Below are 21,283 nucleotides of genomic sequence, written 5' to 3'. Positions count from 1 at the left end.
TCTAATGAAATTGCAGTAAAGATTTGTCATACCAGCAATTTAGCCTATTTTTGCTGTGAATTCTTACCGCGCCAGGGAACACTCAAGTTATATGGGCAAGTCGCCCCAGAATTTTGTGGATCTGTCACGTCAGGAGCGTCCCCGGTGCAATCTGTTAAGCAACAGCAAATTCTCGGCTATTTCATCGAAGAAGCGAAAGAACATCTGGACACGATCGAGCAAGGCTTAGTCGATCTAGCAGCAACGATGGCAGATTCTGAGCGCGTGAACGAACTGTTTCGAGCGGCTCACTCGGTTAAAGGTGGCGCTGCAATGCTCGGTTTTGATGGCATTCAAAGAACCGCGCACCATTTCGAGGATTGCTTCAAAATTCTCAAAGAGCATCCTGTTAAGATTGATCAGCGGTTAGAAGATCTATTTCTCAAAGGCTTCGACACGCTGAAAGAATTGATCGAAGCGCTTCAAAGTCCCTTTGGCTTACGAGAAGAAGATGCCCAACAAGCGGTTTCCGAGGCAGAACCAACCTTCCGAGAGCTGCAATCCTATCTCAACAAGCTGATTGCAGGAAAAAGCACTGCTTCAAGATCTGCTTCTTCTCAGAATGCTGCTACCCAAATCACAGCCGTTCTCAAGGCGATGCTGCAACTCTTCAAACAGGGTGATTCTCAAAAAAGTCGGCAGCAACTAGTCGCGCTCTGCAATCGATTGATCCAAATCAGCAGCACCACACCAACCTGGGTGTCACTCCTGCAAACGGCGCAAAGAGCGATCGCGAATCCCAGAAATACTTACGCAACTCTTGCGCCGATCGTCATCAAAAATCTCAAACAAGCGAGCGATCTTCTTCTCACCGGAAGCGCAAACAAGATCGCCGTCAGCGCAAATCTGAAAAATCTGGTGAATCCGCCTGCACAGCCTGCAAAATCTCCATCTGCACCTACCACTAAACAGCAAATTTCGATTCCGCTTGAACCGAGAGCGGCTGCCCGATCGCTCCTCGAATCCTTTAATAAATCGGAGTTGATTGAAATTGCCGACTTCATTATGAAAGCGATCCAATAGTGCCTTTGCCTCTAGACTGGTGAAAGAGCAGTCTGGAGTGTAGCAATGGCAAAGATTGGATTTATCGGCACCGGATTGATGGGCTTACCGATGGCGCAACGCCTAATCGATGCTGGTCATTCTGTCACCGCTTACAATCGCACCGCTGCAAAATTAGAATCCTTGACTGGAGCCGTGATTGCTTCTTCTGCTTCGGAAGCGATCACGGCTTCTGAGTGTGTAGTCCTGATGCTCACGAACGCTCAGGCAATTCAAGAAACGCTGCTTGCTGATTCGTCCGTTTTACGCGATCGCACTGTGATTCAAATGAGTACGATCGCGCCTGATGAAAGCCAATCGATTCGGGATCAAGTCATCGCCGCTGGTGGAACTTATCTCGAAGCTCCGGTGCTAGGCAGTATTCCCGAAGCGCGATCGGGAAAATTGATCGTGATGGTTGGGGCAGAACCCGAACAGTTTGAAAAATGGCGATCACTTCTGCAAATATTCGGAGAAAATCCAGTTTTACTAGGTTCAGTCGGTTCCGCTGCGACTGTGAAGCTGGCGTTAAATCAATTGATTGGATCGTTAACAAGTGCGTTTGCTGCGAGTCTTGGATTAGTGCTGCGTCAGAATGTTGATGTTGAAGCATTCATGAAGATTCTGCGGCAAAGTGCATTGTATGCACCGACTTTTGACAAGAAATTACAAAGAATGATCGATCGAGATTTTGAAAATCCGAATTTTCCGACAAAGCACTTACAAAAAGACATTGGATTATTTATTGAAGCGGCGCGATCGTCAAATCTTGAAACCGCATCAGTTGAGGGAGTTCAAGAAATCTTAAACCAGGCAATTTCCGAGAATTTATCAGATCTTGACTATGCAGCTTTATTTGCGATCGTTTGTCCTATTGATAGCAACAAAAAGAATCTTTAAACGTGCTTCTTAAAGAAATCAATTTGGTAATTCTCCGAAACGCTCTCGGTATTGCTGTAAGGTCGCCTCTAAATCTTCTACTCTTTGGCGTTCTCGCTCTAACGATTCGTTTATTTCATTAAAAGAACGAAATCGAGTTCCATCCGGATAATAAATTTGTAATTCCTCATGCGAAGGATCAAAGCGAACTCCTAGGCGTGGACTTGTCCAATTTGTCATATCTGCGATCGCATCCAGTCCATCTTCAGTTCTCTGCCAACCACTCAGCGCGTTCGTATCCGGGTCGTAAATGTAGTACTCCTGAATTCGATGGCGATCGTAGAATAAGAGTTTTTTTTCCATCTCCGTCTTTGTGTTTCCTGGAGACAGAATCTCGAACACCACTTGAGGCGGGATATTTTCTTCTCTCCATTGCTGATAAGAGCCGCGATCTCCTTTGGGTCTACCAAACACCACCATCACATCCGGAGCATTTCGGATATCAGGACGACCTTCGATCGGATACCACAGTAAATCCCCTGCAACAAAAACTGTCGGGTCATCAGCAAATAGCCAATCTAAATTCTGTTTAATCTCAACAATCCAACGAAACTGCTTGGTATTATCTGACATTAATTTCCCGTCACTGTCCGGATAAACGACGGTTTCTTGCAGATTGGAAACCATAGCCCGAAGCCCCTAAACGTGTGTCCTGTTACTTTACCAGATCCTATCAGAAGCAAGTTTTGATGAACTGCAATATGTTTTTTCTCTAAATACTTTACGTTTGTAACATCCAACACTTTCCGGAGTTGCACATTTTAGGTTGAAATGGAATATAGACCGCCCCCGCAAAAGGTCAGATTCTCATCGTATTTGTCCAAATTCAACACATCAGAGAAAAGCTGAAATGAGCGCTTTTTAGAAAGCAATGTGAAGACTATTGTTTTCTGGGCAATCTAGAACCAGCGTCCCTAAATTTCTTCCGAACGTTCAGCCCAGAACTCACAGGATTGATTGAACCCGATCGCAGATTTAGCTCTGCATCATGTGACCCCCCTAGCACATCTGAATATCGACTTTGTTCAAGTCATCTGTGGCTTCTGAACGCTTGGCGGCTGAGTTTCGATACTGCGACCATTGCCGTTTGGGTTCCTAAGCTATGCGTGTTTTGATCTATTCCTATAACTATCATCCAGAACCGATAGGCATCGCGCCTTTAATGACAGAACTTGCTGAAGGGCTAGTCAGACGGGGGCATCAAGTCAGAGTCATCACCGGAATGCCGAACTATCCACAACGCCAGATCTACGAAGGATATCGCGGCAAGCTCTACACCACTGAAGAACGCAACGGCGTAACAATTCAGCGCAGTTATATGTGGGTTAAACCGAAACCGAGTTTGATCGATCGAGTTCTATTAGACAGCAGTTTTGTTTTTACCAGTTTCTTTCAAGCGCTGAAAGGTTGGCGACCGGATGTAATTTTACTCACGGTTCCGCCGCTCCCGGTTTGCGTTCCTGCCGCTCTTCTAAGCTGGTTGCACAATTGCCCGATCGTGCTTAATGTCCAAGATATTCTTCCTGAAGCAGCAGTTCACGTCGGATTGCTGAAGAGTAAGACGATGATTCGAGTGTTTGAAGCATTGGAGAAGTTTGCTTACAGAACGGCTCATACGATTAGTGTGATTGCAGATGGCTTTGTCGAAAATCTAGAAAACAAGGGTGTACCCTCGAATAAATTGGCTTGTATTCCAAACTGGGTCGATACAGGCTTCATTCGTCCAATGTCCAAGGAAGACAATGCGTTTCGGACAGAGAACGGGCTAGATGGAAAATTTGTCGTGCTTTATGCGGGGAATATTGCCCTCACACAAGGCTTAGAGACGGTGATCGAGGCGGCTGCAAAGGTGCGACATATTCCAGAGATTGCATTTGCGATCGTGGGAGAGCCGAAAGCGATCGAGCAGTTAAAAAAACACTGTGAACGACTCGGCGCGGACAATGTGAAACTTTTACCATTCCAACCTCGCGAGAAATTGCCTGAAATGTTAGCGGCGGCGGATGTGGGCTTGATTGTGCAGAAGCGAAATGTCGTTTCGTTTAATATGCCGTCAAAAACTCAGGTCTTGCTTGCCAGCGGTCGGGCTGTAATTGCATCAGTTCCGAGTACTGGAAGTGCGGCGAAAGCGATCGAGAAAAGTCGCGGTGGCGTTGTGGTTGAGCCAGAAAATCCAGAAGCGTTAGCCGATCAGATCTTGGAACTGTATCAGAATCCAGAATTAGCGACCCGACTGGGAAAACAAGGAAGACAGTATGCGATCGAGCGCTATTCATTCGAGCAGGCATTAACGCAGTATGAAACCTTGTTCGAGAAAGTGGCGAACACTCCAGCGGTCAAGCCTGCTTATCGATTCAGTGTGGATAAGTCGAGTAGTTAAGGTGTGATCCCCTGAGTTCGTCGATCGGAGTCTGAAAATGGCTCCGATTTTTTTAGTGTGAATGGGAATACTGAGGCTGTCATAGCTGATTTAACGTGAGGTTGACAAAGCTTTTCGCTTCGTTGCTCACCCGCCCCGGAATAGAATTCGGGGCTAACGGTGCGAAGTCCCTCCAGGACTACAAGTCCGATAGTAATTGGTCTTTAGCCCCCTTCAGTGGGCTTCGCACTGTTAGCCCAGACTTCCAGTCACGGGCGAGGTCGAATCGAAGCGGAAAAACCTGTCGAACTAACGTTGATTTAGCTGTGTCGTGCCCTCTTTGTACTCAGATTATGACTGTCTCCAAACTCCCGGTTTCGGTTCTCATTCCTGCCCGCAATGAAGAAGCGAACTTGCCTGCTTGTCTTGAGAGTGTTGCAAGAGCCAATGAAGTCTTCGTCGTGGATTCGCAGAGTAGCGATCGCTCAGTTGAAATTGCAGAAAGCTACGGGGCAACGGTAGTTCAGTTTCACTTCAATGGGCGATGGCCCAAAAAGAAGAATTGGTCACTGGAAAATTTACCGTTTCGGAATGAATGGGTGCTGATTGTTGATTGTGATGAGCGGATCACGCCGGAATTGTGGGACGAGATTGAGACAGCGATTCAGAATTCAGAGTTTGAAGGCTATTACCTGAATCGTAGAGTGTTCTTTCTAGGTCAATGGATTCGCTACGGTGGCAAATATCCAGACTGGAATTTGAGACTTTTCAAACACAAGCAAGGACGCTACGAAAATCTCAGCACCGAAGCGATTCGGAACACTGGAGATAACGAAGTTCATGAACACGTCGTGATGTCGGGCAAAGTTGGCTATCTGAAAAACGATATGCTGCACATCGACTTCAAGGATTTGTATCACTGGTTAGAACGGCACAATCGCTACTCAAATTGGGAAGCTCAGGTGTATCTCAACTTGCTTACAGGCAAAGGCGATCACGGCACGATCGGTGCTGATTTGTTCGGGGATTCAGTGCAGCGCAAGCGGTTCTTGAAACGGATTTGGGTGAGATTGCCGTTCAAGCCAACATTGCGATTTTTATTAGCGTACGTGTTTCGGTTGGGATTCCTCGACGGCAGAGCGGGCTATATCTATGCTCGTCTGCTGAGTCAGTACGAATTTCAGATTGGGGTGAAATTGTACGAGTTGCAGCAGTTCGGCGGCACGTTGAACACTCCAAAACCGATGACTCCTCAAGCGATCGTACAACCAGAATCATGACGCAAATCAGACCTTCGATCGACTTAAACGCGCCACCGCTCGTCGATCTTCGTAACTATGATCAGTCCTGGTACGATCGCGGTCGTCCAGGCTGGTATGTGCTGCTCTGGTGGCTGGTGCAAGCGATCGTATTTCCGATCACGCCTCAAACGCTTAATTCGGTTCGCTGCTCGATTTTGCGATTATTTGGAGCCAAGATTGGCGAAGATGTTCTAATTCGTCCAACGGCGCGATTTACTTATCCGTGGAAAGTTGAGATTGGCGATCACAGTTGGATTGGCGATAATGTTGTCTTTTACAGTCTCGATCGCATTTCCGTTGGCGATCATTGTGTGATTTCTCAAAAAAGCTACCTTTGCACTGGGAGTCATGATCTTAGCGATCGAGCATTTGGACTCGAAACCAGTTCAATCGAAATCGGTCACGGTGCTTGGATTGCCTCAGATTGCTTTATTGCTCCGGGAGTTCAAATCGGTTCAAATGCCGTGATTGGTGCTCGAAGTACGGTGTTGAAATCAATGCCTGCTCAATTTGTCTGTTGGGGATCACCTTGTCGATCGCACTATTTCCGAGAAATGAATTAGTGCTAGGCTAACTGTTCTTTACAGAGTTTTCCTAGCATTTTCATTGCAGTTTCGATTCCTGTTGACCAAGGTAAGCCACAATTTAACCGTAAACAGTTGCGATACGCTCCAGATGGGGAAAACATCATTCCTGGAGCAACCGTAATTTGATGCTGTAACGCAGTGTCATAGAGTGCCATTGCATCGAACTCGATCGGTAACTCTAACCATAAAACTTGACCGCCATTCGGTTGAGTCACTCGCGTTTCGATCGGGAATTCTGCAAAGATCGCTTGCATCATTCTCAGCATTTGAGTTTGATACGATCGCCGGATTTGCCGCAGATGTCGATCGCATCCGCCATTCGATAAGAATTCGGCAACCGTTAACTGAGGCACGATAGCAGTTGTCCAATTCATCGCCATTTTCAATCGTTCAACTTTAACGTGATATCGCCCTGCGGCACACCAACCTACACGCAATCCAGGTGAGAGCGTTTTACTCACCGATGCACAGTACAAGACGCGATCGTCCGTGTCAAACGCTTTAATCGCTTTGGGGCGCACATTCGAGAAATAGAGTTCTCCGTAAACATCGTCTTCAATTAAAGGCACATCGTATTGATTGAGTAAATTCACAAGCTGCTGTTTTTTACGATCGCTCATACAGCTTCCCAGCGGATTACTAAAGTTGGAGACAATCAAACAAGCTGCAATTTTCTGATGCTTCAGCGCGAATTCTAAATGCTCTAACACAATGCCGTCTTTCGGCTCAGTGGGAATCTCTAACGCCTTCAAATGCTGTGATTCCAGAATTTCGAGAAAGCCGTAGTAGGTTGGGGACTCGATCGCAATAATATCTCCAGGTTGAGTCACCGCCCGCAGCGCTAAATTGATCGCCTCGGTTGCACCATTAGTGATGATTAAGTCATCGGGTGAGAACGTACAGCCCGATTCGATCGATCGACGTGCCACTTCATGCCGTAATATTTCTGATCCTTGTGGTGCATTGTAAGAATGTAGAGCAGTTGGTTGTTCTCGAACAATTCGATTGGCGATGCGATTGAGAGAAGCGATCGGTAAAAGTTCCAATCCTGGAATCGCATGACCTAATCCCAAACTTCTCGGATCGCGCATGACTCGAAACGCCAAAGAGACATCCACGGGATTGTCATACCTCAGTGAGGTGCAGGAACTCGGTTCTGCTCGATTCTGCAACGGTTTGACATAATAGCCCGATTGCGGACGTGCTCCAATCCAGCCCTGATCTTCTAATAATCGGTAGGCTTCTAGAACAGTTGAAATGCTGACTGAGAATTGTCGATGCAGTTTGCGGACGGACGGTAAACGATCGCCTGACCTTAGTGTTCCTTCCTCAATCAGGGTGCGAATGCGATTGGCAACTTGTTCATAAAGCGTCGAAGCATCACAATTCTCCATTTTTTTGAGCATAACAGTTTCTAGAACTTGAACTGTAACCATTACAATTTAGGCGAACTGTCCCTGGTTGGCTAGATGCGATCGAGAAGAAAATAAATCATTGATCGAAAATACTCATCATGAAGCTCAATCAATTTTGGAATGCTGTTGTTAGTCGAATTTCTAACAGCGGTGAACCTCAAGTCAATCACCGCCAAGATCATCAAGGAAATTGGTATTATCAAATCTACGATCCACAAGCTGATAAACATAACGCATTCGGAACAGAGCAAGAAGTTAGAATGTGGCTTGATCAACGTCATCATTGAGAAGATAAAATGACCAGCACACAATATTACACAACGCTAGCAAAGTATAATCACTGGATGAATCAGAAGATTTATACAATCTGTGCTGAGATTCCAAATGCAAAACGTAATGAAAACTTAGGTGCGTTCTTTAAATCGATCGATGGAACGCTCAATCATATTCTGGTAGCAGATCGGATATGGCTCGGTCGTTTCACTCAGAAGCCTTTTGTCTCAAAGCTCAATGACGCTTTGTACTCTGACTTTGACGAATTGCGACGAGAACGCGATCGTACTGACCAAGATATTCTCAACTGGTCACAGCAATTTACATCCGAATGGCTTGAAGCTTCATTTACCTACACAACAATTACAACTCCGACGAAACACGTTACTCGCTCTGCATGGTTGTTAGTGACACATTTTTTCAATCATCAAACCCATCACCGAGGGCAGCTAACGACCTTATTAAATCAACTCGGCTATGATCCGGGAATTACTGATCTTCCGTATATGCCAACATTATGAAATCGGAATTTCAATAAGAAATTTCGTACCCTTACCTGTCTCGGAAACGCAATACAGCTTTCCTCGATGCCGTTCGGTCACGATCTGATAGCTGATTGACATTCCCATCCCTGTTCCTTTGCCGACAGGTTTTGTTGTGAAGAAAGGATCAAAGATTCGTTGCTGTACTTCTGGCGGCATTCCTGAACCATTGTCTGCGATCGCAATTTGCACCCAGTTTTGTTCGAGCAGTTGAGTTTTAATCCGAATCGTACAGAGATGCGATTGAGCGCGTTGGTCCTCGAGCGCGTCCAAAGCATTCGCCAAAATATTCATAAATACTTGATTTAACTGACTGGCATAGCAGGCAACGAGCGGCAAATCTCCATACTCTTTGATTACCTCAACCGCCGCTAAATTAGGAGTTGCTTTCGTTCGATGTTGCAAAATCAGCAGCGTGCTATCAATACCATCGTGAATATCAACGGGTTTAACTTCGGCTTCATCTAATCGAGAAAAGTTCCGCAGCGACAACACAATCTCTTTGATGCGATCGGTTCCCACCTGCATTGAGGTCAACGTTTTCGGTAAATCTTTGGCGACGAATTCAAAATCAATCTCTTCTAAATACTCCTGAATCGCGTCTGACGCAGCGGGGAAATGCTGTTGGTACAAATCAATCAAATGCAGCAGATTTCTAGCATACTCGTTGACGTGGTTAATGTTGCCATAGATAAAACTCACCGGGTTATTGATCTCATGAGCTACTCCCGCAACTAAATTTCCAAGCGCTGACATCTTCTCAGTTTGAATCAGGCGCAGTTGGGATTGTTGGAGCTGTGACAGTGCGTCAGAGAGTGCCGCCGTTCGCTCTTCGACTCGCTGCTCTAGCAGTTCATTTGATTTCTTCAGGTGTCGCTGTTCGATCGATTGAATCTGCCCCAGAATGATCAAAAGCGCGATCGCCATTCCTGCAAGAATCAGCGCGATTGTATCGAGCGATCGCAGTTGAGATTCGATATTTTCCCTCGGAATTACCAGCGCGACCGACCAGCTTGCCTCTTGAAGCGGAAGATAAGCAACATACTGATTCTGGTCACCCATCCTTAGTAGCTCAATGCCTTCTCGATGCTTGCTGATGTGCTGAATCACCGCGAGTAGTCGGTCGTCATGAGATTGCTGCTCACTGAAATTAAAAGAGCGATCCGCATGAGCCACAATTCGCCCTTGAGAATCGATCGCGAACGCATAGCTAGATTGACCATATCTCACACTGCTCACAACCTGATTAACTCGCTCTAATCGTACCGCGCTGTGAATTTCCCCAATCGGTTTACTCGTGGTGTCAAAACTTTGTCGAATCGGTGCAGCGATCGCGATTGCGGGTAGGTTATTCACTCGGCTAATCATCGGATCGCTGACATTGGTAATACCCGCCATCGCTTTCTTGAAATAGTCGCGATCGCCAATATAAGCAGTCTCACCGCCGATCACATTCCGCCAGCCATCAGGCTTGCCGATCGCAAGCGCATAAAGATCACTAAATCGTAAGGTTTCTGCTTTTAAGTAAGGTTCCGTTTCCGCCCAATTCATCGATCGGACTTGAGGCGTGTTCGCCAGAGTTTCGATATGGGTTTTCTGGTTAGACAGCCAGCGATCGAGACTTTCTCGACCTTGAGCGAGTTCGAGAAACGCATTCTTTTTTAAGCTCTCAAGCAGCGTATTCCGCACTAATTGATAACTGTAATAAGCGCCACAACTCACGATCAAAATCGTACTGCCGATCAGAAATCGCATCGACAAAGGACGCTGCCGCGAAGCCAATTTGCGGAGATTTAGTTTCATGATGCAATCGGACGATCTCCTGGCAGAAGCGGTTCTTGCGGTAGATTGTCAAACGTCAACTTAAACCAATCTTGCTGAAGTTTTCGCATTTCTCCTTGATCGCGTTGTTGCTGCAAAAATTGATTCAGCAATGCTAATAATTCTCGATCGCCTTTTTTCACCGCCCAAGCCGCGTAGGATTTCCGGCTGACTCGCTCTCCTAGCTCAAAAATTGCAGGTTTCTCACTCACCAACACCGAGAGCGACACAATGTTATGCAAAACAGCATCTAATTTTTTGCTAATCAAATCCTGATAAGCTTCTGAAAATCCTCGATATTGTTTCACTGTTCCAAGCGTTCCGCCTTGCTTTTTCAGTTCGGCTTCTAAATCTGGGACGGCAGCTTGAGACACTCCGCCCTGCTGGACACCCAAAACTTTTCCTGAAAGCGATTTAACTCCCGTAATCGAGGCATCGTCTTTGCGTTTGATGTAAGCGATCGTCGATTCTGCAATCGGCATCGTAAAGTCGAGAAATTTAGCGCGATCGTCGGTCACACCAACTGCGGTGAGCGCGACATCGTATTTACCCTCACCGACTCCGGGAAGCAATCCCTGCCAAGCCATGATCTCTTGCTGAATTTGGAATGGAACGACTTGCCGAAATCGCGCTAGTAATTCATGATCAAATCCGGTCGGTTTACCGTTGACCAAAAACTCGAACGGTGGATAATCATCTTCGGTCGCAACCTTTAAATATCCGCGTCGTTGAACTCGGTCTGCTAACGTTTGACTGACTTTAAAGGTGGATTGCTGAGTTTGCGCGGTTTGGATACAGCCTTGAAACCCTGCCGTAACTAAAAAACTTGCTCCAGTCTGAAGCACGAACCGTCTAGGAATTGTCATGATCGATCGCGGTAAAGGACTGTCTGTAGATTTCCCAGCCCATTAGTAATCCGCTCAAGAATTTACTATCGTCAACCATGAAAACGAATGCTGCTCGTATCTTAGACAACTTAGGAATCGCTTACGAACTAAGAGAATACGAAGTCGATCCCGACAATTTAGCAGCAGAATCCGTTGCCCAAAAAATCGGGCTTCCACCCGAACAAGTGTTCAAAACATTAGTTGCACGGGGAGACAGAAACGGGATTTGTCTCGCTGTCATTGGTGGCAATATGCAGCTAGACCTCAAAGCGTTGGCGAAATTAACGGGCGATCGCAAAATTGAAACCGTTCCGCTCAAAGAAGTTCAACCGCTCACCGGATATATTCGAGGGGGTGTAACGGCTCTTGCCTGCAAAAAAGACTATCCCGTTTACGTTGATGAATTGATCGAGCTATTTGACGTGATTTCGATTTCGGCGGGAATGCGCGGATTGCAGATTTTATTAGCTCCCAGTGATTATTTACGGGCAGTCAAAGGAACGATCGGGGCAATTGCTCAAGACAAATCTGCAACTTAATTTGCTTTAAAATCGTCCGAATGCTCTAAGCTAAATCCTGATTGCATATCGTTTAGATTTGAACCATTCATGAATTCGCCCTTGATTCCCGACGGAGTATCGACTGCGCTTGCATCCACGCTTCAGCCTAATGTGTCGATCGTGGTTCCGATCTATAACGAAGTCGAAAGCATTCCCAGATTGATTGATGCGATCGCGACTCATTTAGGAAATGCCGCGCTCACCTATGAGATCATCTGCGTCGATGATGGCTCTCGTGATGGCTCAGATGCGCTCTTGAAACAACTGGCACACGCTCGGAACGATCTCAAAGCGGTGATTCTGCGGCGAAATTATGGACAAACTCCCGCAATGGCAGCCGGATTCGGGCAAGCGATCGGGAAAGTGATCATCACACTCGATGGCGATTTGCAGAATGATCCGAGCGATATTCCGATGCTGTTGGAAAAATTAGACGAAGGATACGATCTCGTCAGCGGCTGGCGGAAAAATCGACAGGATGCTTCTCTCACCCGCGTTTTGCCTTCTAAGATTGCGAATTGGCTGATTGGACAGGTGACGGGTGTGCGATTGCACGATTACGGCTGTTCGTTGAAAGCTTATCGATCGGAACTCGTTGCCGATATGAACCTTTATGGAGAATTGCACCGATTCTTACCTGCCTTGGCGTTTATCGAAGGAGCGCGAATTGCAGAAGTTCCGGTCAAACATCATTCACGGCAGTTTGGCAAAAGTAAATATGGACTCGATCGCACATTCCGCGTGGTGATGGATTTGCTTACTGTATCCTTCATGCGGAAGTTTCTCACTCGTCCGATGCACGTTTTCGGCTTGTTTGGATTAGTGTCGCTGTTATCGGGAATGTCGATCGGGCTTTATCTCGCAATTTTGAAGCTCGGTTTTGGTGAAGAAATCGGACAGCGCCCCCTGTTAATTCTTGCGGTCGTGCTCTTTCTTGCAGGTTTAAATCTTTTCAGTTTTGGCTTGTTAGCTGAAATTTCGATGCGAACCTATCACGAATCTCAAGGTCGTCCGATTTATCGCGTCCGTGAAGTGGTTGGGAAAAAAGAGTCAGTTCGATGAGTCTTCTCGCTTCGTCGTCCAACCGCCGCAAATTTCATTCCGGGGCGAGGTCGAAGCGAAGCGAGAAATTTCAAAACATACTCTAATCCACCACGTCTTGAACCGCTTTCACCGCATCATCAACTTTACCGCTTGCCGCTTTCGTAACCTCTTCAACCTTCTCGCTTGCTGCTTGCATCGCCGCTTCTGCTTTCGCCTTACCGCTCGTCATGAAGAAATCTTTCTTCTGCATAAACAACTCACGCTTTTGAGCCGGAGTCAGAGACGTAAAGTAATCTTTCGGCACCGACTTCATCATCATTCCGACTTTGCCTTTTTGCTCTGGAGTGAGCGCGATCGACTTAAACGCTTTTTTCACACTCGTCCCATTCGCGATCGCATCTTCAAGCTGGGTGCGCTGCTCTGGAGTTAAAATCGCTTCAAGCTGCGGCACAATCTTCGCTTTCAACTCTGCTAAAGGATCAGTTGTTGTAGGGGGTGCTTCCACCGCTGCAAATAATGGAATTGCATGAGCCAGCGGAGCTACCGCAAAACTCAGCCCCATCATCACACAAGCCAATACACTCACTAAAATCCGTTTCATCCTTTCATTACCTCAGTTATTAAACACTTTGAGCTTTCACACCAGCCTGAATATAGGCTGCAACTGCCATCATGCTGACAATCAACAACGGCATTGATAAAGACCAGAATTCAGCCGATGGCACGAAATAAGCCGCGCCCGTTCCACCGAGAAAAAATCCAACCAACAAAGGAGCAACCCGCTTGATTTTGACGATCGCGTCCTCGGCTTCTGTCTTCGTTTCTTCGGTTTGCTCGGATAGTTTTGCGCTGAAATAATGAACGAGATCGATCGTGAACTGCGTAAAGTTTCCGGTCATTACAGTTGTTGGAAAATATCCGGTAAACGCAGAAGCCGCTTCCTTCATCAGCGCGTTTTGAATCCCCATCGCAATCACGCCTGAAACCGCGATCGGAAAAATCAGATCACTCTGAGCATCAATGATCAGCGTTCCAGAATACTGCAACCCGACCACCATAAACAAACCGAGCGCGATCGCTTCAGCACTGAGCAACACCGTCAGCACATCCCACCCTTTTTTGCGGGCAAGCCGCGCTAACAACGAAGTACAAACTACCGACAGCATAAAGATCGGCAGCATCGAAAGCCGTAAAGCGGTAGTTTGGGGTTCTGAACTGGCAAAGGCGGAACCTGCCAGCGCGATGTTTCCGGTGACGTGAGCCGTAAAGATACCAAATAAGACAATAAACGCAGCAGTATCAACAAATCCAGCAACCCAACTCAGCAAAAATCGAGCAGGATTATCGCGAATGAGAAACGCACTGAGGCTAAAGGATTCTTTTTCTGGCAGAGTAACAGTCATGGCGAGATCTCTCTGGGATGCAAGGGAAAGAGGAAATGATTGCCGTCATCGATCGAGCCGTTATGATTCTTCGGATTCTTTCGGTTTTTTGACTTCTGCGGGCATGATTCCAACGACGTTGTACAGATGTTCATCGACATCGACTAATGCAGCGACCTCAGCATCGAGCGCATCGAATGCAGCGGGCTTTTCGCCTTCTGCAAAGTCAGCCGTACAGTTCCAGTTCGCCATCAGCGCGACATCGGTGCTATCCGTACTGTTCAACAACACAACGGACTGGGGCGCTGGTTGTTTCAGTAAAGTTGCAGGAATAAGCTTCTCAGCACTCGCAACAATCTTTGCCTGATCTTCGGGAGCTTTTAGCTTGAACTCGCTAAATTCCACGACAGCCTGCTTGCCTTTTACAGCGGGAACCAGTCCTTCACGAGCGGTTTGCGCTTTACTAATTTCAAAGACAACGGTGCGAGAGGGCGCGATCGCAGTGGCTTTCTCTGTGTTTGTTTCTTTGCTGCTCTCAGCGGTTGGAGTGGCGATCGCGGCTTGATAACTCGCGAGATCTTGCCACTGTGACAGAACAATGAATCGAGTTCCGTCATCGCCTTGTAGCATTGCAGATCCAGCAAAACCCGGTGCTTTCTTCAGGGCTTTGTTCGTGCTTTTGAGCGATTTCATCGTCGATTTCTGCGTGGTAGGGGTGGTTTCGTAGATCGCTGCCACATTCACAGCGGTTGCACCTGGATCAAATGCGATCGCTTTTAGAGCTTTCATCGCTTCCGCACGAGCGGGAAACCCGATGAGGATCATCAAGCTCAGGAGAATCGACAGTGCGATCGCACTGAACTGACGGCGGAACAAGCTACCCATAGGACTATCTTTCTCCATTTTTCGATGTTAGTTATTTGCAAGAAAAGCTACATAAAAGATTGTTAAAAACATCGTACAGAATTAAAAGTCTTAAGAACTTTGAAGACTTTTACAATATTTGAAACAACGCAAACAGTATCGAATGCTACAACACTTTTTAATTAGTTAAACGAATACAAAAGTGATCATATAGTTTGCGAGAACGGGCGCTCTGAACTTTGGCTCTGTTTACAAATTGAGATTGATTCGCTCTTAGGTATGCAGTATACAAAAGAGTCTTGTTCCTCTCAAGATAGATCTGTTTTACAAATTGTGAATATGGACTAGGAATGAGCGGGCTTCATGAAGCGATCGAGCAATCTTTTGAGAAGCGTATACCGTATATTGAGTACGTTCGATACTACTTATAGCGGCAAGAAAATCATGAAACTGTTTTCTTCAATACAAATTGACCACCGCGGTAGTGTGCTGTATGTATATTTTTTACATTCTTCCAGATGCTTAAAATTATTAAAAATATTGAGAATTGTATTAACTTGTGAATCGCAAACCATAAGCGAATAGCCAAGAGCCGATCGCGCCTCCAGTAAAGAAGATCACCATGTAGATTGTGGTGAGACGATTGTGAAACTCGATCGGTAAACTGTAAATTTTTGCTTTATTCGAGATTTGCCCGGTTTGCGTTCCCAAATCTAGTAAGACCGCGCCTAGGATCAGTCCCCAAAGAGTGGTGTAGAACTGACAGAGAATCAGAAGCGCGATCGCAAAAAGCCCGATCGCAATCTTCAACGTTAAGCGTGGACTGGTTCGATCGGTCATTCGTCCCAGCCAAGGAGAAGCCGTGGCGCTAATCATTCCAACCAAGCCGAACAATCCCGCAACCTCGCTGTGAAATTCAAACGGCGGACGCTCTAACAAGAAAGGCAACACTGCCCAGAACCCACTATAAGATGCAAATAAAACTGCTCCGGCAATGGATCGCGTTCTCAAGGCAGCATGTTCCGACAACAGCAGCGGTAACGATCGTAGTAAGCCAAAATATGAAATATTAATCGCTGAAGGAACCGTAAACGGCAATTGTTTAAGTAACACGATTCCTAATGTAATCATCAACGCGGCTGCAATCCAAAACATCGATCGCCAACCCAACGAGCCGCCAACCAATCCCCCTGCAACCCGACCTAGAATAATTCCAACGAGTAACCCGCTCATCACCGTTCCTACGATTCGCCCTCGCTGTTCAGCATCCGCTAACTGTGCTGCAAATGGAATTAGCAACTGAGGAACCACTGCGGTCAGCCCGATCGCACAACTCGCCGTTAACAATCCAAATAAACTTGGAGAAAGAGCAGCCAGAATGAGCGCGATCGCATTTAGCCCACTCAGTCCCACGATCAACTTTCTTCGATCAATGCGATCGCCTAATGGCACAAATAATAAAAGCCCGATCGCGTATCCAATCTGAGTCAAAGTTGGCACTGCACTGACATCTGACACGGAAATCTGAAGATCAGTACTGATCAGTGCTAGAAGCGGTTGATTGTAATAGAGGCTACCGATTGAAATCGTACAAGCGATCGTGATTAGCCAAAGAGTTTTCTGATGCAGAGATATCGCTGAATTCATGAGTTTCGTCGGGCAAGGGATGGCTTTTTTACTTCAAGAGTATCCTGTATACAAGCGAATGAAGCGGTGTACTTTATCACTAATTTGTAGAAAGGCATACTGTATACAAATAAACTGGAGATCGAGAAATCTCACCCCTCTAAAGGCAGGTCAAGTTTAAAGAAGTCTTCATCATTCCTATAGGGAGAAGAAATCAAGCGCAATTTTGTTTAATCTGAAAATGTGTAATGCACAACCATTGAGATAAGTCAATCCTGTGCATTTGAGGTTTTAGATGCCCAAAACTGTGATTCTTCATGCCTATCGAGGCGGATCGGGAACGTCGAGCTTAACTGCAAATTTAGCGATCTTGCTCGCCATGCGTGGAGCGCGAGTAGGCGTAATTGATGCGGACTTGTATACGCCTGGATTGCACTTACTATTTGGCATCACTGGCGAATCTCTGAATCGAACCTTCAATGCTGCATATTTACAAAATGGACAACCGATCGCAGAACTCGCTTACGATGCAACGCATTTCTTGAGCGATCGAGGTCGATTATTCATCGTTCCATCCAGTGCCACGCTTCCCGTCCTCACGCAAACTTTGAAAGAGAGCTACGATCCAATGCAACTCAGACAAGGCAGCCGACAATTAATTCGAGCATTGGATCTCGATTATTTATTAATTGATACCTATCCTGGCATCGACGCGCCCTGGATGACCGTTGCGGATCTCGTTTTGCTGGTGATGCGTCCAGACCAGCAGGATTTTCAGGGCACTGCGATGATCGCGACCGCATTAAAGGGCTTTGGCGGTTCGGTTCGGGTCATTTTGAATCAAGTCGCGGATCGATCGCAGAGTCAAAGTTTGAAAGATCAAGTTGAGCGGGCTTATCGGCTTCCGGTTGCGGGAGTATTTGAGTGGACGAAAGAGGTTGCACAAACGGGCAGTAGCCGATTATTTTGCTTACAGTATCCAGAGCATCCCTTTACGATCGCACTCCGATCGCTGGTCGTGCAAATCGTGAGTAATTGATACCCAATATAGAGATTCTTGAAGGTTTCCGGTGGGATAACCCATTAGAATATCAATGGATGCTTCGCGTCTTGAAAAAGCATTGGTCACTCTCGTTATTTAGGAAGGTTCGGGCGACATGGCACTTTTGACCACTGGTGGACAATTGATCAAAGACCTGGAAACTCACGGCGCGATCGCTGCTTATGTGCCGCTCGAAGGTGGCTTTGAAGGTCGGTATCGTCGTCGAATTCGCTCCGCTGGCTACAAGTCGCTCAGCATTACGGCACGGGGATTAGGAGATGTCGCGGCATATTTGACCGGAGTGCATGGCGTTCGTCCGGCTCACTTGGGTAAGAAGAGTACGGGATCGGGAGCGGCAGTAGGGTATACCTATTTCATTCCGCCGATCGTGACGACGCAGATCGAACAGTTGCCGCCAAAATCGAAAGGCTTGTTGCTCTGGATTATTGAGGGGCACATTCTGTCGAGCCAAGAGCTTGAGTATTTAGCGAATCTGCCGAAGATTGAACCGCGTGTCAAGGTTGTGATTGAAGTTGGTGGTGAGCGATATTTCCGTTGGCAACCTTTAGCACAAGTGATTGCGGCGTAGATAAACTAATTAGTTTTATGGAAGCCCCCTATTGTCTTACAAGAATGGGAGGTTTTCGTTTGTTACACAAAAATCGATGAATTAATGTCAGTTCGATGAAATTTTTCGCTTCGCTGTCTGCGAAGCGAAAAATTTCATCGAACTGCTGTAGTTTTAGAAACCCTACAATTCTCCCGGTGAATCTGGCTCAACAATCACCCCATCTAAACTCACGGCAACAGGCTGATCTTTAATCAAATCGCTGAGTTCGTGAAACTCGATCCGCATATGATCACAGGCTTGCTTTAACTGCGATCGAAATCCTTCTAAATCCGTTCCATAACCACAGAGATTTGCAGCGGTTTCGATTCCTTGTTTAGCGTTTGCTCTCGCGCAATCGACTAAATCTAATCCGGTCAAACGAGTGGGAGAAGCCATCGGAAACTCCTAAATTCAATGGAATCTAGTTTGGAAGATACGTACGCGATCGAGTCTCCCCCACAGGAAAGAATTTAACGAATTCGGACAAATCCGGCTTTCGCGATCGCATCTTGCGCGGGTGCACTCAGCAACAAATTCGCATACGCTTCACCCGCTTTCTGTTCTGTGCCATTGTTCTGTTTCACAATCACCGATAAATTGCGAGTCAGCGGATAAGTTCCATCCTGAAAAGCACCCGTGTTCAGTTGGTTGCGAGTCGGACAAGTAGCAAGCGGCTCTTGATACGGTGAAACAAATTGACTGCCTCTAGAAATCGGGATCGGTCGGACTGTGCATTGTGGAACGACCTCCGGAGCCGACGCAAAATAGATTCCACCCGGAGTTGATCCCAGTTTTCTCAAAGCTTCCGTGGTCGTTGAAACGATTTGAACCGACGGGGCAAAAGATTGTTTGTTTAGAACTTGCTCGATAAAAAGTTCGACTGTTCCGCCGGATTTAGCATCGCGAGAAAAAGGAGTGATCGGCAAATCAGTGCCGCCGACTTGTTTCCAGTTCGTGAGTTGTCCGGTGTAGATGCCTCTGAGTTGATCGAACGTTAAACCAGGAATGTTCAGCGAGGGATTGACCGCGATCGCGAGTCCATCAATCGCGATCGGAATTTCTCTTAAACTAAATCCTTTTTGCTGTGCCTCTTGTTGTTCCTGAGTCATCACCGGACGCGACGATTGAGCAACCTGAATCTGACCGTCGATCAGCATCCGAATTCCAGAAGTCGAACTCGCTGCGCTACCTGCGGGATCAATATAGCGCAACCGAAATTCAGGGCGAGCCGCTTGCAACGCTGAATCCACACTTAATCGGATCGGTGCCCAACTGGTACTGCCACCGTAGTTAAAAATACCAGATGGCACATTCTGAACGCTTGACCAATCTGTATTGGAAGTTTGAGAATTGGCGTTGTTTGTTGCTGTAGATTGAGGCGATGAATTGTTGATCTGAGTCAAATTGAAGCCCGATCGATTCGTAAACCACCAAATTCCTCCACCGATCAATCCACCAGTAATCAACAACGACGCAATGAGAGCGGGAGTTTCGTTTTTCTGGGTCATAAAAGTCGAGAGATGAGTTTATAAATCAGACGAAATAGAATCGCGATCGCCAGCGCTAATAATCCTGTAAATCCAGCAATGACCAAGATATTCAGAAATGGATGTCCAGCTTGAATGAACCAACTCGCCCAGTTCAGTTGTCCCACAAATCCTACGACTAAGAGAGAAATTACCGCCAGAATTAAGAAATCAACTTTTTCGATAAATCGTGCCAATTGTGCCCCGATCAGAATGCCAACTAGCACAAACCAAAATCCGGCACTAATCAAAGTCGTTCCAAGTAAACTTACAAGCGCGATCGCGATAATTCCGCTCTCGAATCCGGTAAATAATGCACTACTGAGCAGTTCGATCGTTGAAAACTGCGGCATCGTAGGACGCGCCTTTACTTTCTGCGGCGGTGGATTGATTGGCGGCGGAGTCACAACGGGTTTTGGAGTGAGCGCGTCTAAAACTTCTGTCGCAGATTGATAGCGATCGGCGGGCGCATAAAGCAACATACGATCGAGGACATCTGCTAATTGCGAATTTACTTGGGCATAATTTCGCCATTTCCAAGTGTTGTTATAACTATCGAACAATTCTTGCGGCAGCTTGTTCGTTAAAAACATCAAGCACGTTACTGCCAACGCATACAAATCGCTGCAGGGCAACACTTGACCGCCTGACATTTGTTCGGGTGGTGCGAATCCGGCTGAATAGATTCCGGTTGAATTCTGAGGCTGTCCAACCGCTTTGGTGACAAATTTCACTGCACCAAAATCGAGTAGATAAAATCGCCCGTTTTTGTGTCGAATAATATTTGAGGGTTTAATATCTCGGTGAATGGAACCGTTTTCGTGAACAAAGTCCAGAATTTTTAGAACTTGTTCCAGCACTTTTTGAATTTCTGTTTCTGGAAATTTTCCGGTTTGTGCGAGTTCTTCTTCGAGCGTTTGTCCGTCGATATATTCTTGAACGAGATAGAAAAACTTTTCGTCTTTTCCGTTCTGAGAATTTGGAACTGTGAGTTCAAAGAATGCAAACAAATCGGGGATTTGTGGATGTTCACGCCCTAATTGTTCTAAAACTTCGGCTTCTCGCTCAAACAGATCCTGAGCGATTTTAAGTTGAGTAGAACTTAGATTACCAGAAGGCTGAAACTGTTTGACCACACACTGTCTGAATCCTGGAGTGTAGCGATCGCGTGCCAAAAATGCCGCCCCGAATCCGCCTTTTCCTAACAGCTTCATCGGCAGGTATCGTCCAGCCAAAATCAAAGGCATTCCACAGCACGTACAAAACTTTTGCGGAACCGACTTCAACACATTCGGATCATCTAAGTCAGCTAGATGATTCAACGGACGGGCACAACTCGGACGGGTGCAGTGTAGCTGCATAAATTCCTGGATTCGGGGCGTTTAGGTCTAAATTAACTCAGTCTGTCCAGGGCTGGCACTATGT

22 protein-coding genes are annotated in these 21,283 nt (G+C 46.5%); 11 read left to right on the top strand and 11 right to left on the bottom strand.

The annotated features are described in order from the left end of the window. The first annotated feature begins 144 nt into the window (after positions 1-144). Together NIES2104_RS08035 and NIES2104_RS08030 are read left to right on the top strand one after the other, a co-directional pair. The gene (locus tag NIES2104_RS08035) at positions 145-1,062 is read left to right on the top strand and encodes an Hpt domain-containing protein (protein ID WP_058997436.1); all 918 of its coding nucleotides are present in this window, start codon (positions 145-147) and stop codon (positions 1,060-1,062) included. A 45-nt stretch (positions 1,063-1,107) separates the two neighbouring features. Next, positions 1,108-1,980: an NAD(P)-dependent oxidoreductase gene (locus NIES2104_RS08030; RefSeq protein ID WP_058997434.1), complete on the top strand. Its 873-nt coding sequence runs from the start codon at positions 1,108-1,110 to the stop codon at positions 1,978-1,980. Positions 1,981-1,998: 18 nt separating this feature from the next. On the opposite strand, the gene NIES2104_RS08025 is transcribed toward NIES2104_RS08030, so the two are convergent. Further along, complete coding sequence (locus tag NIES2104_RS08025) at positions 1,999-2,646, bottom strand: Uma2 family endonuclease (protein ID WP_058997433.1); 648 nt, start codon at positions 2,644-2,646, stop codon at positions 1,999-2,001. 475 nt (positions 2,647-3,121) lie between these two features. Between NIES2104_RS08025 and NIES2104_RS08020 the strand changes: the two genes are divergently transcribed. From NIES2104_RS08020 to hpsU, 3 genes are all read left to right on the top strand, one after another. Then, entirely contained in the window at positions 3,122-4,399 is a 1,278-nt protein-coding gene (locus NIES2104_RS08020; RefSeq protein ID WP_058997430.1) for a glycosyltransferase family 4 protein, read from the top strand. 332 nt (positions 4,400-4,731) lie between these two features. Continuing rightward, entirely contained in the window at positions 4,732-5,658 is a 927-nt protein-coding gene (locus NIES2104_RS08015) for a glycosyltransferase family 2 protein (RefSeq protein ID WP_058997428.1), read from the top strand. Further along, positions 5,655-6,242 (top strand): hormogonium polysaccharide biosynthesis acetyltransferase HpsU, encoded by a 588-nt coding sequence (gene hpsU / locus NIES2104_RS08010; protein WP_058997425.1) that lies wholly within the window; start codon positions 5,655-5,657, stop codon positions 6,240-6,242. Before NIES2104_RS08015 ends, hpsU begins: the two co-directional genes overlap by 4 nt. Before the next feature lie 2 nt (positions 6,243-6,244). Here hpsU and NIES2104_RS08005 read toward each other — a convergent pair whose 3' ends face one another. After that, positions 6,245-7,660, bottom strand: coding sequence for a PLP-dependent aminotransferase family protein (locus NIES2104_RS08005; protein ID WP_225895218.1), 1,416 nt, complete (start codon positions 7,658-7,660; stop codon positions 6,245-6,247). 119 nt (positions 7,661-7,779) lie between these two features. Here NIES2104_RS08005 and NIES2104_RS08000 point away from each other — a divergent pair, with 119 nt between their 5' ends. Beyond that, positions 7,780-7,968: a hypothetical protein gene (locus NIES2104_RS08000; protein WP_058997422.1), complete on the top strand. Its 189-nt coding sequence runs from the start codon at positions 7,780-7,782 to the stop codon at positions 7,966-7,968. Between the two features lie 9 nt (positions 7,969-7,977). Then, on the top strand, positions 7,978-8,475 hold the full coding sequence (locus tag NIES2104_RS07995) for a DinB family protein (RefSeq protein ID WP_058997419.1): 498 nt from the start codon (positions 7,978-7,980) through the stop codon (positions 8,473-8,475). Here NIES2104_RS07995 and NIES2104_RS32955 read toward each other — a convergent pair. Together NIES2104_RS32955 and NIES2104_RS07985 are read right to left on the bottom strand one after the other, a co-directional pair. Continuing rightward, positions 8,470-10,299: an ATP-binding protein gene (locus NIES2104_RS32955; RefSeq protein WP_058997417.1), complete on the bottom strand. Its 1,830-nt coding sequence runs from the start codon at positions 10,297-10,299 to the stop codon at positions 8,470-8,472. The two genes, NIES2104_RS07995 and NIES2104_RS32955, sit on opposite strands and share 6 nt — an antisense overlap. After that, positions 10,296-11,183 (bottom strand): transporter substrate-binding domain-containing protein, encoded by an 888-nt coding sequence (locus NIES2104_RS07985; protein ID WP_058997416.1) that lies wholly within the window; start codon positions 11,181-11,183, stop codon positions 10,296-10,298. The genes NIES2104_RS32955 and NIES2104_RS07985 overlap by 4 nt, the downstream gene beginning before the upstream one ends. A gap of 77 nt (positions 11,184-11,260) precedes the next feature. Here NIES2104_RS07985 and ybaK point away from each other — a divergent pair, with 77 nt between their 5' ends. After that, positions 11,261-11,743: a Cys-tRNA(Pro) deacylase gene (ybaK, locus tag NIES2104_RS07980; protein ID WP_058997415.1), complete on the top strand. Its 483-nt coding sequence runs from the start codon at positions 11,261-11,263 to the stop codon at positions 11,741-11,743. A gap of 69 nt (positions 11,744-11,812) precedes the next feature. Then, positions 11,813-12,826, top strand: a complete 1,014-nt coding sequence (locus tag NIES2104_RS07975) for a glycosyltransferase (protein WP_058997414.1) — start codon at positions 11,813-11,815, stop codon at positions 12,824-12,826. An 82-nt stretch (positions 12,827-12,908) separates the two neighbouring features. Here the strand turns inward: NIES2104_RS07975 and NIES2104_RS07970 are convergent, their stop codons facing one another. The 4 genes from NIES2104_RS07970 to NIES2104_RS07955 all read right to left on the bottom strand — a co-directional run bounded on the left by NIES2104_RS07970 (position 12,909) and on the right by NIES2104_RS07955 (position 16,701). After that, on the bottom strand, positions 12,909-13,409 hold the full coding sequence (locus NIES2104_RS07970; RefSeq protein ID WP_058997411.1) for a hypothetical protein: 501 nt from the start codon (positions 13,407-13,409) through the stop codon (positions 12,909-12,911). A 19-nt stretch (positions 13,410-13,428) separates the two neighbouring features. Further along, complete coding sequence (locus tag NIES2104_RS07965) at positions 13,429-14,211, bottom strand: YoaK family protein (RefSeq protein WP_058997406.1); 783 nt, start codon at positions 14,209-14,211, stop codon at positions 13,429-13,431. A 60-nt stretch (positions 14,212-14,271) separates the two neighbouring features. After that, positions 14,272-15,093 carry an antibiotic biosynthesis monooxygenase gene (locus NIES2104_RS07960; RefSeq protein ID WP_082689950.1) on the bottom strand — a complete coding sequence of 274 codons (822 nt, stop codon included), beginning with the start codon at positions 15,091-15,093 and terminating at the stop codon, positions 14,272-14,274. 513 nt (positions 15,094-15,606) lie between these two features. Then, complete coding sequence (locus NIES2104_RS07955; protein WP_225895217.1) at positions 15,607-16,701, bottom strand: MFS transporter; 1,095 nt, start codon at positions 16,699-16,701, stop codon at positions 15,607-15,609. A gap of 274 nt (positions 16,702-16,975) precedes the next feature. Between NIES2104_RS07955 and NIES2104_RS07950 the strand changes: the two genes are divergently transcribed. After that, positions 16,976-17,719: a MinD/ParA family protein gene (locus tag NIES2104_RS07950; protein WP_058997404.1), complete on the top strand. Its 744-nt coding sequence runs from the start codon at positions 16,976-16,978 to the stop codon at positions 17,717-17,719. 118 nt (positions 17,720-17,837) lie between these two features. Next, positions 17,838-18,311, top strand: coding sequence for an NAD(P)H-quinone oxidoreductase subunit N (locus tag NIES2104_RS07945; protein ID WP_058997403.1), 474 nt, complete (start codon positions 17,838-17,840; stop codon positions 18,309-18,311). 162 nt (positions 18,312-18,473) lie between these two features. Here the strand turns inward: NIES2104_RS07945 and NIES2104_RS07940 are convergent, their stop codons facing one another. From NIES2104_RS07940 to NIES2104_RS07930, 3 genes are all read right to left on the bottom strand, one after another. Continuing rightward, a complete protein-coding gene (locus tag NIES2104_RS07940) occupies positions 18,474-18,728 on the bottom strand; it encodes a hypothetical protein (protein WP_058997402.1) in 255 nt (84 codons plus the stop codon). A gap of 74 nt (positions 18,729-18,802) precedes the next feature. Then, positions 18,803-19,840: a PstS family phosphate ABC transporter substrate-binding protein gene (locus NIES2104_RS07935; protein ID WP_058997400.1), complete on the bottom strand. Its 1,038-nt coding sequence runs from the start codon at positions 19,838-19,840 to the stop codon at positions 18,803-18,805. Continuing rightward, on the bottom strand, positions 19,837-21,219 hold the full coding sequence (locus NIES2104_RS07930) for a serine/threonine-protein kinase (protein ID WP_058997398.1): 1,383 nt from the start codon (positions 21,217-21,219) through the stop codon (positions 19,837-19,839). Before NIES2104_RS07930 ends, NIES2104_RS07935 begins: the two co-directional genes overlap by 4 nt. Positions 21,220-21,283 lie beyond the last annotated feature (64 nt).

This window comes from Leptolyngbya sp. NIES-2104, from assembly GCF_001485215.1.
In the GTDB taxonomy this organism is placed as follows: domain Bacteria; phylum Cyanobacteriota; class Cyanobacteriia; order Leptolyngbyales; family Leptolyngbyaceae; genus Leptolyngbya.
The sequence above is the reverse complement of the archived record's forward strand: the minus strand, read 5'-3'. Positions and strand labels throughout refer to the sequence as shown.

Coding starts and splice junctions, on each gene's coding strand:
- NIES2104_RS08030 (WP_058997434.1), top strand. CDS start 1,108: ATGGCAAAGATTGGATTTATCGGCACCGGATTGATGGGCTTACCGATG.
- NIES2104_RS08025 (WP_058997433.1), bottom strand. CDS start 2,646: ATGGTTTCCAATCTGCAAGAAACCGTCGTTTATCCGGACAGTGACGGG.
- NIES2104_RS08020 (WP_058997430.1), top strand. CDS start 3,122: ATGCGTGTTTTGATCTATTCCTATAACTATCATCCAGAACCGATAGGC.
- NIES2104_RS08015 (WP_058997428.1), top strand. CDS start 4,732: ATGACTGTCTCCAAACTCCCGGTTTCGGTTCTCATTCCTGCCCGCAAT.
- hpsU (WP_058997425.1), top strand. CDS start 5,655: ATGACGCAAATCAGACCTTCGATCGACTTAAACGCGCCACCGCTCGTC.
- NIES2104_RS08005 (WP_225895218.1), bottom strand. CDS start 7,660: ATGGAGAATTGTGATGCTTCGACGCTTTATGAACAAGTTGCCAATCGC.
- NIES2104_RS08000 (WP_058997422.1), top strand. CDS start 7,780: ATGAAGCTCAATCAATTTTGGAATGCTGTTGTTAGTCGAATTTCTAAC.
- NIES2104_RS07995 (WP_058997419.1), top strand. CDS start 7,978: ATGACCAGCACACAATATTACACAACGCTAGCAAAGTATAATCACTGG.
- NIES2104_RS32955 (WP_058997417.1), bottom strand. CDS start 10,299: ATGAAACTAAATCTCCGCAAATTGGCTTCGCGGCAGCGTCCTTTGTCG.
- NIES2104_RS07985 (WP_058997416.1), bottom strand. CDS start 11,183: ATGACAATTCCTAGACGGTTCGTGCTTCAGACTGGAGCAAGTTTTTTA.
- ybaK (WP_058997415.1), top strand. CDS start 11,261: ATGAAAACGAATGCTGCTCGTATCTTAGACAACTTAGGAATCGCTTAC.
- NIES2104_RS07975 (WP_058997414.1), top strand. CDS start 11,813: ATGAATTCGCCCTTGATTCCCGACGGAGTATCGACTGCGCTTGCATCC.
- NIES2104_RS07970 (WP_058997411.1), bottom strand. CDS start 13,409: ATGAAACGGATTTTAGTGAGTGTATTGGCTTGTGTGATGATGGGGCTG.
- NIES2104_RS07965 (WP_058997406.1), bottom strand. CDS start 14,211: ATGACTGTTACTCTGCCAGAAAAAGAATCCTTTAGCCTCAGTGCGTTT.
- NIES2104_RS07960 (WP_082689950.1), bottom strand. CDS start 15,093: ATGGAGAAAGATAGTCCTATGGGTAGCTTGTTCCGCCGTCAGTTCAGT.
- NIES2104_RS07955 (WP_225895217.1), bottom strand. CDS start 16,701: ATGAATTCAGCGATATCTCTGCATCAGAAAACTCTTTGGCTAATCACG.
- NIES2104_RS07950 (WP_058997404.1), top strand. CDS start 16,976: ATGCCCAAAACTGTGATTCTTCATGCCTATCGAGGCGGATCGGGAACG.
- NIES2104_RS07945 (WP_058997403.1), top strand. CDS start 17,838: ATGGCACTTTTGACCACTGGTGGACAATTGATCAAAGACCTGGAAACT.
- NIES2104_RS07940 (WP_058997402.1), bottom strand. CDS start 18,728: ATGGCTTCTCCCACTCGTTTGACCGGATTAGATTTAGTCGATTGCGCG.
- NIES2104_RS07935 (WP_058997400.1), bottom strand. CDS start 19,840: ATGACCCAGAAAAACGAAACTCCCGCTCTCATTGCGTCGTTGTTGATT.
- NIES2104_RS07930 (WP_058997398.1), bottom strand. CDS start 21,219: ATGCAGCTACACTGCACCCGTCCGAGTTGTGCCCGTCCGTTGAATCAT.